Annotated in this window: 12 protein-coding genes; 8 read left to right on the top strand and 4 right to left on the bottom strand. The window is 67.7% G+C overall.

Annotated features, from left to right (window positions below; genetic code table 11):
- Together AC2VOP_RS12440 and AC2VOP_RS12435 are read left to right on the top strand one after the other, a co-directional pair.
- A partial coding sequence (locus AC2VOP_RS12440; RefSeq protein ID WP_486961253.1) for an adenylate/guanylate cyclase domain-containing protein occupies positions 1–2,083 on the top strand: 2,083 nt, incomplete at its 5' end.
- The gene (locus AC2VOP_RS12435) at positions 2,083–3,486 is read left to right on the top strand and encodes a mechanosensitive ion channel family protein (protein WP_486961252.1); all 1,404 of its coding nucleotides are present in this window, start codon (positions 2,083–2,085) and stop codon (positions 3,484–3,486) included. The genes AC2VOP_RS12440 and AC2VOP_RS12435, both read left to right, overlap by 1 nt.
- Before the next feature lie 113 nt (positions 3,487–3,599).
- On the opposite strand, the gene AC2VOP_RS12430 is transcribed toward AC2VOP_RS12435, so the two are convergent.
- On the bottom strand, positions 3,600–3,998 hold the full coding sequence (locus tag AC2VOP_RS12430) for a hypothetical protein (RefSeq protein ID WP_486961254.1): 399 nt from the start codon (positions 3,996–3,998) through the stop codon (positions 3,600–3,602).
- Between AC2VOP_RS12430 and AC2VOP_RS12425 the strand changes: the two genes are divergently transcribed.
- The 3 genes from AC2VOP_RS12425 (at position 3,907) to AC2VOP_RS12415 (ending at position 5,589) form a co-directional block, all read left to right on the top strand.
- Positions 3,907–4,623, top strand: a complete 717-nt coding sequence (locus AC2VOP_RS12425) for an SDR family NAD(P)-dependent oxidoreductase (protein ID WP_486961251.1) — start codon at positions 3,907–3,909, stop codon at positions 4,621–4,623. The genes AC2VOP_RS12430 and AC2VOP_RS12425 overlap by 92 nt on opposite strands.
- A gap of 196 nt (positions 4,624–4,819) precedes the next feature.
- Positions 4,820–5,068, top strand: a complete 249-nt coding sequence (locus AC2VOP_RS12420; RefSeq protein ID WP_486961250.1) for a type II toxin-antitoxin system TacA family antitoxin — start codon at positions 4,820–4,822, stop codon at positions 5,066–5,068.
- A gap of 110 nt (positions 5,069–5,178) precedes the next feature.
- Positions 5,179–5,589, top strand: coding sequence for an N-acetyltransferase (locus tag AC2VOP_RS12415; RefSeq protein ID WP_486961249.1), 411 nt, complete (start codon positions 5,179–5,181; stop codon positions 5,587–5,589).
- 52 nt (positions 5,590–5,641) lie between these two features.
- Here the strand turns inward: AC2VOP_RS12415 and AC2VOP_RS12410 are convergent, their stop codons facing one another.
- Entirely contained in the window at positions 5,642–7,018 is a 1,377-nt protein-coding gene (locus AC2VOP_RS12410; protein ID WP_486961248.1) for a DNA polymerase IV, read from the bottom strand.
- An 87-nt stretch (positions 7,019–7,105) separates the two neighbouring features.
- Between AC2VOP_RS12410 and AC2VOP_RS12405 the strand changes: the two genes are divergently transcribed.
- From AC2VOP_RS12405 to AC2VOP_RS12395, 3 genes are read left to right on the top strand one after another with little or no spacing between them, the layout of a single operon-like run.
- A complete protein-coding gene (locus AC2VOP_RS12405; protein ID WP_486961247.1) occupies positions 7,106–7,723 on the top strand; it encodes an IS607 family transposase in 618 nt (205 codons plus the stop codon).
- Complete coding sequence (locus AC2VOP_RS12400) at positions 7,723–7,869, top strand: hypothetical protein (RefSeq protein WP_486961246.1); 147 nt, start codon at positions 7,723–7,725, stop codon at positions 7,867–7,869. Before AC2VOP_RS12405 ends, AC2VOP_RS12400 begins: the two co-directional genes overlap by 1 nt.
- Complete coding sequence (locus AC2VOP_RS12395; protein WP_486961245.1) at positions 7,866–9,482, top strand: IS200/IS605 family accessory protein TnpB-related protein; 1,617 nt, start codon at positions 7,866–7,868, stop codon at positions 9,480–9,482. Before AC2VOP_RS12400 ends, AC2VOP_RS12395 begins: the two co-directional genes overlap by 4 nt.
- Positions 9,483–9,502: 20 nt before the next feature.
- Here the strand turns inward: AC2VOP_RS12395 and AC2VOP_RS12390 are convergent, their stop codons facing one another.
- Both AC2VOP_RS12390 and AC2VOP_RS12385 read right to left on the bottom strand, forming a co-directional pair.
- Positions 9,503–10,720, bottom strand: a complete 1,218-nt coding sequence (locus tag AC2VOP_RS12390; RefSeq protein WP_486961244.1) for a cytochrome P450 — start codon at positions 10,718–10,720, stop codon at positions 9,503–9,505.
- On the bottom strand, positions 10,717–12,067 hold a 1,351-nt coding region (locus AC2VOP_RS12385; protein ID WP_486961243.1), incomplete at its 5' end, for an amidohydrolase family protein. The genes AC2VOP_RS12390 and AC2VOP_RS12385, both read right to left, overlap by 4 nt.

The following is a 12,067-nucleotide window of genomic DNA, read 5'->3' as shown; positions in this document are numbered from 1 at the left end:
TCAGTCCAAGATCTTGGTGGCGCTGCTGCTGTCGAGCATCCTGGGGGTGTCGGTGGTCGGTTTCATCGGGGCTCTCTCCGGCCGCAGCGCCTTGCGGGAGGTCGAATCCGAGCGGTTGATCGAATTGCGCCAGTCGCAGAAACGCTCGGTGGAGTCCCTGTTCCGGCAAGTGACGAATTCTCTGATCGTCTACAGCAGCGGTTTCAGCATCACCGAGGCGACAACGGCGTTCACGGACAGCTTCGCGCAATTGGCCAACGCGACGATCACCCCGGCCCAACAGCAGGCGCTCGTCGGCTATTACCAGAACGACATGATCAAACCGATCAAGCAGGCCACCGGCGACACCATCGACATCAACGCGGTGCTGCCGAGTTCCAACCCGCAGAAGTACGTGCAGGCCTACTACACCGCACCGCACAGGCCCACCGCCGACTCGCTGTCTGTAGAGGACGCCGGCGACGGCAGCGCGTGGTCCGCGGCCAACGCGCGCTTCAACTCCTACATCCGCGGTATCGTCACGCGCTTCGACTTCCCGGACGCGCTGCTGCTGGACATGCAGGGCAACGTCGTCTACAGCGTAGAGAAGGGACCCGACCTGGGGACCAACATCCTCACCGGCCCCTATCGCGAATCCAAACTGCGGGAGGCCTACCAAAAAGCCCTGGCGTCCAACGACGTTGATTTCGTCTGGATCACCGACTTCCAGCCGTATCAGCCGCACCTCGACCTTCCCACGGCATGGGTGGTCTCGCCGGTGGGTATGAACGGCAAGGTCGAAGGGGTCATGGCCCTGGCGGTGCCGATCGCCAAGCTCAACAGGATCATGACCGCCAACGGGCACTGGCAGGCGGCCGGCATGGGCGCCGCGACCGAGACGTATCTGGCTGGCCCGGACAACCTGATGCGCTCCGATTCGCGGACCTTCCTACAGGATCCGCAGGATTACCGGCGCCACGCCATCAACGCCGGCACGCCCCCCGACGTGGTGGACCGCGCGATCCGTTTGCACACCACGGTGCTCGTGCAGCCGGTGCCCAGCGCGGGGCTTCGCGCCGCCCAGCACGGCGAGACCGGGGTGGTCAGCGCCAGCGATTACACGGGAAACCGGGAGCTGGAGGCCTACGCCCCCCTGAACGTGGCGAACTCCGATCTGCACTGGTCGGTTATGGCGACGCGGGACGACTCCGACGCGTTCGCCCGGTTGGGACGATTCAGCAAGACGCTGGTGATCGCGGTGACGGCAATGATTTTCGCCATCTGTGTCGCCTCGATGCTCGTCGCCCGGGCGGCGGTGCAGCCGATCCGCCGCCTGGAGAACGGCACGCGCAAGATCAGTTCCGGTGACTACGACGTGGACATCCCGGTCAAGTCGCGCGACGAATTCGGCGACCTCACAGCGGCGTTCAACGAGATGAGCCGCAACTTGGCGATCAAGGAGGAGCTGCTCAATGAGCAGCGTCGCGAAAACGACCAACTACTGCTGGCGTTGATGCCCGAGTCCGTGGTGCAGCGTTATCGCGACGGTGAGGAGACCATCGCCGCCAAGCACCAGGACGTCGCCATCATCTACGCCGACATTGTCGGCCTCGACGAGCTCTCCAACAAACTGCCGGAGGGCGAATTGGTGGACATCGTCAACGACCTGTTCCGCCAGTTCGACTCTGCCGCCGAATCGATCGGCATCGAACGGATCCGCACCGTGCACAATGGCTACCTGGCCAGCTGCGGGCTCGTCACTCCTCGGTTGGACAGCATCCATCGCAGCGTCGACTTCGCACTCGAGATCGGCCACATCATCGAGCGGTTCAATAACCAAAGCGAGCACAAGCTGGCGCTGCGGATCGGCGTCAACACCGGCAACGTGGTGAGCGGGCTGGTGGGCCGCTCCAGTCTCGTCTACGACATGTGGGGAGGCGCCGTCAATTTGGCACATCAAATGCACAGTGGCGCACCGCAACCCGGAATCTATGTCAGCTCGCAGGTGTACGAGGCGATGCGGGACGTGCGGCAGTTCGCTCCCGCCGGCACCATCCCGGTCGGCGGCGTCGATCAGGCGATCTACCGATTGCTGGAGCGGTGATGAACGCCTTCGGATCGTCGTGGTTCTACTGGGCGATCGGGATCGCGGTCGGCCTCCCCCTGGGGCTGATCATTCTCACCGAGCTGCAAGACGCGCTCGCGCGGCGCAACAATCGCCTGGCGAGGCCGGTCAGCGTTTTGCGGAACTACGTGGTGCCGCTCGGCGCGCTGCTGCTGCTGCTTGTCCAGGCCTCCGAGGTACCGGCCGGGGATATCCCGGTGCGGATCCTCACCACGGTATTCGGGTTCCTGGTGCTGGTGCTGGTGCTCTCGGGGCTCAACGCGACCGTGTTCGAGGGTGCACCCGAAAAGAGCTGGCGTAAAAGGATGCCCGGCATCTTCCTGGACGTGGCCCGCTTCGCCGTCATCAGCGTCGGTCTCGCTGTGATGTTGTCCTATATCTGGGGCGTGCGGATCGGCGGCCTGTTCACCGCGCTGGGCGTCACCTCGGTCGTCATCGGCCTGATGCTGCAGAACTCCGTCGGCCAGATCGTGTCGGGCCTGTTCATGCTTTTCGAGCAACCCTTCCGCATCGACGAGTGGCTGGACACCGGGACCGCGCGGGGACGCGTTGTCGAGGTGAACTGGCGCGCCGTGCACATCGACACCGGTAGCGGGATGCGGGTTACGCCGAACTCGGTGCTGGCCACCACCGCGTTCACCAACCTCAGCCGCCCGCCCGGCACACACAAGATCGAGATCACCACGACGTTCGCCAGCGCCGATCCGCCGGACCGGGTGTGCGCGTTGTTGTCACGGGTTGCCCGCGTGTTACCACAGCTCAAGCCAGGCGTGCAGCCACGTTCGGTACCGCTCGGCGGCGCCGGGTACCGCACCACCATCGGGCTGAGCTCGCCGGCCGACGCGGGTGCCGCGAAGGCCACGTTCCTGCGCTGGATCTGGTATGCCGCGCGGCGGGCAGAGCTGCACCTCGACGACGCCGACGACGTGTTCTCGACGCCCGAACGTGTGGCGCATGCCCTGCGCACCGTGGTCGCGCCGGCGTTGCGGCTCGACGCCGAGGAGCAACGGTCGCTGCAGTCGTGTGCGCGGATCGTGCGGTATGGCACCGACGAAATCGTGGAATACGCCGGCGAGGTGCCGACGGGCATGACCTTCCTGGTGGCCGGGCGCGTGCAGCTGACCGTCGCGGCCGACGATGGTTCGGTCCTGCCGATCAGCACCTTGGTCGAGGGTTCGTTCCTGGGCCTGACGGCGCTGACCCGGCAGCCAAACCTCGGCAGCGCGTACGCGCTGGACGAGGTGACCGCGCTGGAGATCGATCGCGAGCACATCGACGAAGTGGTGATGCGTGAACCGTTGCTGTTGCAGAACTTCGGGCACATTCTCGACGAGCGCCGGACCAAAGCGCGGCAGGTTCGGCGCGGTGAGCGGGTCGGCTGAGGCCCGCGGCACAAAGGTCGCCTTGCCGGCGGTGTGCACCGCGGCGTCGAAATGGAGCAATGGCAATACCGGTTGCTGCGCGGCCGGTCGACCGCCCAGCCGCACGGCACAGTTCAGTCGGGCAGATCCGTCGCCCCGACGCCGGCAAGGATCGCGCGCACGCTGAGTCTGAGCCGCGATGAGAAATCTGCGGGGGTTGCCGCGGGTTCGCCCTTGGCGCCGCTGGCACAGTCGGTGAGCACGCCGGCGAGCTGTTTGACGGTGAGTCCCGACGGCGTCAAGTTGAGCTCGCCGGCCGCTACCGCGCGCCGCAGCACGCCCAATAGTAGGGTGTCGGCGCGGCGGGCAGCGTCGGTGGCGATGTCGCCGCACATCCGGCCGTGCACGTCGTAGAGCTCGGTGGCGTTGGGCGAGTTGGCCATGAGGTCGACGAAGCGGCCGAACCGCGCTTGCAGTAGCCGCAGCAGGCGTGTCTCGATGTCGGATTCGCGGTCCTCGACGGCGGCGCGCATCGCCGACAGATGTTCGTCGTCGGGCGCAACGGAGACGCTGCCGATGGCTGATGTGCGACGCCAGTTCGAGACCAACGTGTTTGGCCTGGTGCGGATGTGCCAGCTGGTGTTGCCCGGGATGCGCGCGCAGCGGTGCGGACGCATCGTCAACATCAGCTCGATGGGCGCCAACTTCACCTTCCCCGGTGCCGGCGCCTACCACGCCACCAAATACGCGGTCGAGGCGTTCAGCGACGCGCTGCGATTCGAGGTCAAAGGGTTCGGGATCGATGTCGTTATCGTCCAGCCTGGGCTGGTCCGCACCGAGTTCGCGTCTACCGCCGCGCATGAGCTCAGCGCACCCAGCGCCACGGGCGGGCCTTACGCAGACTTCAACGCCGCGGTCGGCGCGGCGACCGAAGCGGTCTACGCCAAGGGCCCGCTGGCCAAGCTGGGCGGCGGACCCGACACCGTTGCCAAGGCGGTCGAGAAGGCGATCACCGCGAAACGACCGCCATTGCGGGTCCGGGTGACCCCATCGGCGCACATGCTGGTTGGGATGCACGCGATGATGACCGACCGGATGTGGGACGGATTCCTGGCCACTCAGTTCCCGCGGCCCGGCGTTACGGCCGACCGAAGTTAAGCTCGAACGGACCGCTGAAAGGACCGCCTCCCAGTTGTTCGTAGTGCGCCGTCCACCGCGCGAGAGCCTCCTCACGCACGTTCACCGTGGCGCTGGTGGTTGCTCCTGGTCCGTGTAGTGGCGTGGACGTACAGTGGACGTACAAAATAGGAAGGCAACGACAGTGGATACTCGAACCCGCCGCAGAAATCGACGCATGGACTTGCGCACAACGCCCGAGGAGCGCGAGTTGATCGACCGCGCCGTGAGCGCCAGCGGCACCGACCTGACCGATTTCGTCATCACACACGCTACCGAAGCCGCCCGGCGAGTCCTCGCCGACCGAGACCACATCCACCTCGATCCCGGTGCTCTCAAACAGTGGGAAGACATCAACGCACGGCCTGCCCGCGATCTGCCAGGGCTGCGGCGACTGATGCAGCGCCCCTCACCATTCCGCGAGTGAAGACGTATCGGCCGCCTGCACTGCTCGCTGACCATCACGACCTGACCGAATTCCGGTGTCGATCGACAGAGCAAACCGAGTGGCTACATCGGCTCGCGCGACAATCAGCCATGGTCGGCACGACAAAAGCCTTCGTCGTCACCGAGTATGACAATCACTGCGTCGTCGCCTATTACGCCTGGTGCATGGCCCAGGTTCACCCCGAATCGGTCCCCCGCCGCGTGCGCAAGGGCGCCGGCCGCTATCCCCAACCGGTGGCCCTCCTCGCTCGACTCGGCGTCGATATGAACCACGAACGCGCCGGTCTTGCAGCGGGCATGCTCCAAGACGTCTTCGCTCGGCTCACCGAGCTTTCTGACGACATCGGTTGTCGAGGGCTGCTCGTCCACGCCGAATCCACCGCAGCCCGCAACTTCTACACCCATCTGGTACCCGAGTTCGAGCCCAGCCCAACCGACGAACTTCACCTCGTGCTGCTTATGAAAGACATCCGCCGAACACTCCGGGCCAACAGACTGTAGCGGCAGGCCGCCTGCGAACGCCCGCTCAACGACCGGCACCTCGGGCTCCGGTTCAGCCCTCCCGAGCCCGCAGTTGGGCGACGTAGTCCGGCCAGTCCAGGCTGTCGACCGGGTTGGCGATGGTGATTTCGGGGGTATCGGCGGGAAGAGAGGGAAAGGCGGGAAACGTCTGCACCGGACCCGGTCCGGTTCCCCGGGTCTCGAACCGCACCGTGACCACCCCGTGGCCGGCACCCTGCACCCAGCCGTGCCCAAGGTGCGGGTGGGTGACGTCGTCGCCCACCCGCCAGACAGCGTCGTCCGCCGCCGATGGCGGTGGCGGGGGGTCCACCGGCTGGTGGGTGTCGGAGTGCGGCTCCAGGTCCAGGGCGGCAAACAGTGGCTCCTGGCTCACCTCGGTCAACCCGGAGAACCCGACGCCGAGCAGGCGGATGGGTCCGATCTGCAACGGGTCCAGCAGCAGCCGGCGGGCTGCGGAGATCAACGCGCCGGCATCGGTGGTCGCGTACGGCAGAGTGGCCGAGCGGGTCAGGATGCTCATGTCGGACTTCTTGAGTTTGACCGTGACGGTGCGGGCGCCGCGGCCGTCGCGCAGCAGCCGCTGGTACGCGTGATCGCCGATCGAGCCGACCACCTCGTGCAGCTGTTCCAGGGTGGTCAAGTCGGTCGCGAAGGTGGACTCGGCGCTGATCTGCTTGGCCTCGGCGCGTTCGACGACCGGACGGTCGTCGACGCCGCGGGCCAGTCGGTGCAACGCCGCGCCGGTCCTCGCCCCCAGGATGCTGGCGACTTCTTCCTCGGTCAGTGCGGCGAACTGGCCGATGGTCGCGATGCCGAGGCGGTGCAGTCTCTCCTCGGCAACCGGGCCGATACCCCAGAGCCGACGCACCGGCAGCCCGTTCAGCAGGGCGCGCTCCTCGGCACGCCGCACCACCCGGATGCCATCGGGTTTCGCCAGGTCCGAGGCGATCTTGGCGATCTGTTTGCCCGAGCCGGCGCCGACCGATGCCACCAGCCCGGTCTGCTCGCGCACCCGCCGCCTCAGCTCCGTGCAGAAGCCCTCGACAGCGCTGGCCGGCGCGCCGCCGAGTTCGGCGGGTTCCCCGAACGCCTCGTCGAAGGAGAGCTGCTCGACGACGGGTATCACGGTCCGCACCACGTCGAAGACACGGCGGCTAGCCACCCCGTATACCACGCCGCGGGGCGGCAGCACCACCGCGGCGGTGCCCACCAGCCGACGTGCCTGGTGCATCGGCATCGCCGAGCGGGCGCCGAACGCCCGCGCCTCGTAGCTCGCGCTGGCCACCACACCGCGGCCGCCGAGTCCGCCAACCAGCACCGGCCGGCCCTGCAGCGTCGGCCGGGTCAGTTGCTCGACGGACGCGAAGAATGCGTCCATATCCAGGTGCAGAACCCAGCGGGAGTCCACAACCGTCGATGCTATGGGGTTGCCAACTGTTTGAGTGATACTGAGTGGTAGTGAGCGTACGGACGTTCTAGTGAGTATGCTGGTGGCGTGAATCTGACGGAGTGGGCGCGGTCGCAGGGGGTGCATCCGCAGACCGCGTATCGCTGGTTTCGTGAGGGGACGCTGCCTGTTCCGGCTGTGCGGGTGAACGAGCGCACGGTGCTGGTGTCGCCGGACGTGTCTGCGGGGCCGGCGCCCACCACGTTCGGGTTGTATGCGCGGGTGTCCTCGCATGACCAGAAGTCGGACTTGGATCGTCAGGTTGCTCGTCTTGCGGGCTGGGCCGCTGAAGCGGGTGGGACGGTGGTGCGGGTGGAGACCGAGGTGGGGTCCGGGATGAACGGGGCGCGGCGGAAAGTGCGGCGACTGTTGGCTGATCCCCGGGTGACCGCGGTGGTGGTGGAGCACCGGGATCGGTTGGGGCGGATTAACACTGAGTTGGTCGAGGCCGCGTTGTCGGCGCACGGTCGGCGGCTGGTGGTGCTTGATTCCGGTGAGGTGACCGATGATCTGGTCCGCGACATGGTGGAGGTGCTGGCTTCGTTCTGTGCCCGGCTTTACGGGCGGCGCAGTGCTCGGAACAGAGCGTTGAAGGCGGTCGGGTGCGCGCAGCGTGACGTCGGCCCGCAGGCGGTTGTCGGTGGTGTCGGTGAGGATGTCCAGTGATGAGCACGACGATCGAAAACAAGCAGGTGCGGGCGGAGGAACGCCGGCAGCGTAAGCGTGTCCGCGTCGAGCGCCGCCGCGCCGATCGTGCCCTTGTTCCGGTAGGTGTCGCGCAGTGGCTGGGTATCCAGGTGAGCCCGTCGTGAGCCAGTTGCGGGGGGTCGCGGAGCCGTTCGTGGCTGAGCCGGCGACCGGGGTGTGCATCCGCACCCGGTTGAAAGGCCTCACCGGCGCCGATGTGCGGGTGCTGCGCGAGGTCGGCGCCCATCTCGGGCGGCTCGCCGCAGCCGATTTGGCCGAGCGTGTCCGGGACGGCTTAAGCCACGACAAGGAGGCGTGGGCGGATCGCAAGCGCGACATCACCACCAGCTCAACTGCACGGTGGGCGGGCAGCATCACCAAAGCCACACATGATCAGTGGGCGTTGGCACGGCGAGCGCAGGTTGCGCAGATCACGTCGCTGCGTGATGGGGTGGCGATGCTCGAACACCGGTTGTCGCAGCCATTGGGTGAGAAAGGCACGGCCGGGATGCCGGGCGGCTACCGCTCTCGACACGAGTGGTTCGTCAAATCCCGCCGCCTTGCGACTTTGCGGTCCCGCCTCGCCGGCGTTGAGGCCGACTATGCGGCCGGTCGGGTCGGCGTGGTCCGCGGCGGAAAACGATTGCTCCACAAGCGCCATCACCTTGCCGACGCGGCTCTGACCGAGTCGCAGTGGCGGGCGCAGTGGGAGTCGTCGCGCTGGTTTCTGTCCGCTGACGGCGAGGCCGGCAAGAAGCACGGCAACGAAACCATCCGCATCACACCCGGCGGGCAGGTTTCGATCCGGCTGCCCGCACCACTGTCTCATTTCGCGAACGCCCCACACAGCCGCTACGTCCTCGCCAGCACAGTGGTATTCGCGCACCGCGGCGACGAATGGGCCGACCGGGTAGCCGCCAATCACGCCGTCGCATACCGCATGCACCACAACCCGGCCACCGGCCGCTGGTATCTGGACGCATCCTGGCAACGTAAAACTGTCCCGACCGTGCCCCTGGACGTGTTGCGTACCGGTGAGGTGATCGGGGTGGACATGAACACCGACCACCTTGCCGCCTGGCGGCTGGACTGCCACGGCAACCCGATCGCCGCGCCGCACACGTTCGGCTACCGGCTCGACGGCACCGCCGAACATCGTGACGCACAGGTCCGCCACGCGCTCACCCGCCTGCTGCACTGGGCAAAACGTACCGGGGTCAAGGCCATTGCGGTTGAGGACCTCGATTTCACCGACACCAAGACGCGGGAGAAGCACGGCCGGCGGCGCCGGTTCCGGCAGGTCATCTCCGGCATGCCGACCGCACGCCTGCGCGCCCGGCTGCTCGCGATGGCCACCGAAGCCGGGATCGCCGTCATCGCGGTCGACCCCGCCTACACCTCGAAATGGGGTGCGCAGCACTGGCAGAAGCCACTGGCTGCCGCCCACCCACAGACCACCCGTCACCACGCCGCGAGCGTGGCGATCGGACGGCGCGCCCTCGGGCACCGGATCCGGCGACGGACGGCACCGCCCCGACCACACCAGAGCGATGTGGCCAGGCATCGGACCGGCCAGGCCAGACCCGCCACCCGCCGACGCGAGGAAACCCGCCAACCCGAGGCTGGAACACGGACACGATCCGCGCCACCACCCGGGCAGACGAACGCGGGCCACCAGGCAACCCAACACCGTTCGGGGCCGCCCACCGGGCAAAACTCAGTTTCGCTCAGTGTCTAGGAACGGTTCAGCGGTCGGCTTTAGGCGGCGCTAAATCGGACCGGCAGCGTCAGTGGCGAGCGGAACGCCACCCCGACCACACGCGGCGGTGGGGCGTCGGGGGCCGGCCGCAGGTCCGGCAATCGGTCGAGCAGCGCGTTGATCGCCACCGTGGTCTCCATCCGGGCCAGGTGCATGCCCAGACACAGGTGCGGGCCGCCGCCGAACGTCAGGTGTGCGATGTTGGGCCGACCGGGATCGAAGCGGTCCGGTTCCGGATACCGCTGCGGATCCCGGTTGGCAGCTGCCACGCTGACGTTGACGTTGGTGCCCGCCGGGATCGCCAGCCCGCCGAGCTCACTGTCGCAGACCGCCACCCGCATCACCGAGGTGATCGGCGGCTCCCAACGCAGCGCCTCCTCGATCGCACCGCGGATCATGGCGCGATCCGCGCGCACCTCAGCCAGCAGCGCCGGGTCGGTGAGCAGCGCGACCAGTAGGTTGCCCGAGGCTCGGTAAGTGGTCTCGACGCCGGCCGGCAAGATCAGCAGCAGCAGCGCAAAAATCTCGTCGTCGGTCAGCTGGGCACCGTCGATCTGCGACTCCGCCAGCATGCTGATCAGGTCGTCCTGCGGATCGCGGCGGCGCTCGGCGAGGATAGCGGAGAAGTACTGCTTCAGCGCTGCCGAGGCGGCGATCCCGCGGTCCCAGTCGTAGACCGCGTTGAGCAGCTCGATCGACAGTCGCTGAAAGCGTGGGTAGTCGGCTCGCGGCAGTCCCATGATCCGGGCGATGACCTGCACCGGGAACGCGAACGTGAACTCGCGGACCAGCTCAGCGCGTCCGCACGGCGCGAACCGGTCGATCAGCTCGCCGACCACCACCTCCACCAGTTCCTCGCGCCAGCGCTCCAGCAGCGCCGCGCGAAACGACGGTGCCACCAGCGCCCTGGTGGCCAGGTGCTCGGTCCCCTCGAGTTCCAGCAGCGTGCGGCCCATGACCGGGCCGATGATCTGCTGGTAAATCGAGGACGAGAAGGTCTCGTCATGGGTGAGCACCGTCCGGCATTCCTGGTAACCCAGCACCGTCACCCCGTCGAGGCCGAGGGTCTGGCTGGCGGTCTCGGCGAACGGGGTGCCGACCATCACCCGGTGCTGCTGCCGCGCTGCGCGCAGCCGCTCGTGCACGTTCTCGACCTGCATGAGCAGTCCGTCCTGCAGCTCGGCCGGATTGAACTCGTCGGCAACCGAGCTCGTCATGGCGACACCGTTTCGGTGTCCCGGCCGGAGTGCAGCACCGTGCCGGGCAGGGCGCCGGTGGCCACCCCGTCGCGGCAGACCTCGACGCCGCCGACCCAGACCGAGCTGATTCCGCGGGCGTCGGCGACCAGTCGGGGCGCGCCCGCGGGCAGGTCGTAGCAGGTGTGCTCCAGGCCGTGGCCGACGGTGGCCGGGTCGAACAGCACCAGGTCCGCGTGAGCGCCCGGCGCTATCCGGCCGCGGTCGCGCAGCCCGTAGAGCCGGGCCGGCACGTTGGTGATCAGCCGGACCGCTTCTTCGAGCGTCACCACCTGGTGCTCGCGGACGCCGCGGCCGAGCAGCGACGTGGTGTAGATCGCGCCGCACATCATGTCCAGGTGGGCGCCGGCGTCCGAGCCACCGATCACGACGTCCGGGTTGCGCCACGCCTCGGCGCGCAGCCGCCAGTCGGCGGCCTCGTCGCCGGTCGGCGCCGGCTTGAGTCCGGTGCGCAGCTCGTCGGCGATCACAATGTCGCACAGCGTGTCGAACGGCTCACGGCCGCGTGCGCCAGCGATCTCGCCGACGGAATGTCCTGTGGCGTAGGCGTTTTCGACTGCAAAGGTCTCGACGATGATCAGCCGCTCCCAGCGCGCCAGGCCTCGCAGGACACCGGCTTCTTCGGATTGGCCGCCCGCGTTGAGCCGCCGTCGCACCTCGGGGTCGGAGAGCGCCTTGAGTCGCTCGGGCACCGGCAGGTGCATGGTGTCGCGCCAGCCGGGCAGCCCGTCGAGCACGAAGCCGGACAGAAACGACAACCGGATGCTCATGGCGTGCGGCAGGGTCAGTGCGACCACCCGGCCGCCCCGGTCGGCGGCGATCTCCGATGCTCGCAGCTGTCCGGCGTGCCCGGTCGGGTTGGCCGTCGTCACGCTCAACACGTTCCAGTTCAGTGGCCGACCGGCCGCCAGCGACATGTCGGTGAGCAACGTGACCTCGTCGTCGGTGAAGCCCGACAGGCAGCCGGGCACGATCGCCTCCAGCGTGGTGCCCGGATGGTCGCGGACACCGCCGGCCAGAGCGACAAGTTCTTCGCGCGAGGCGCTGCGCGACGGCACCGGATGGCCCGCGGCGTCGTTGTGGGTGTGCGACTGCGATGTCGAAAAGCCCAGCGCCCCAGCGGACAGCGCGTCGTGCAGCAGTGCCGTCATCTGTTCGATCTGGTGCGGGCTCGCCTGGCCACCGACCGCATCGTCGCCCATCGCCGCCAACCGCAGCGCGGAGTGGCCGACCAGGAAGCCGGCGTTGACGGCGATGCGGCCGTCGAACCGCGCCAGCCAGTCGTGAAACGACGACCATTCCCAGTCC

It is taken from the genome of Mycobacterium sp. TH-M106 (assembly GCF_057473765.1).
This window is presented reverse-complemented; position numbering and strand designations above follow the sequence as displayed.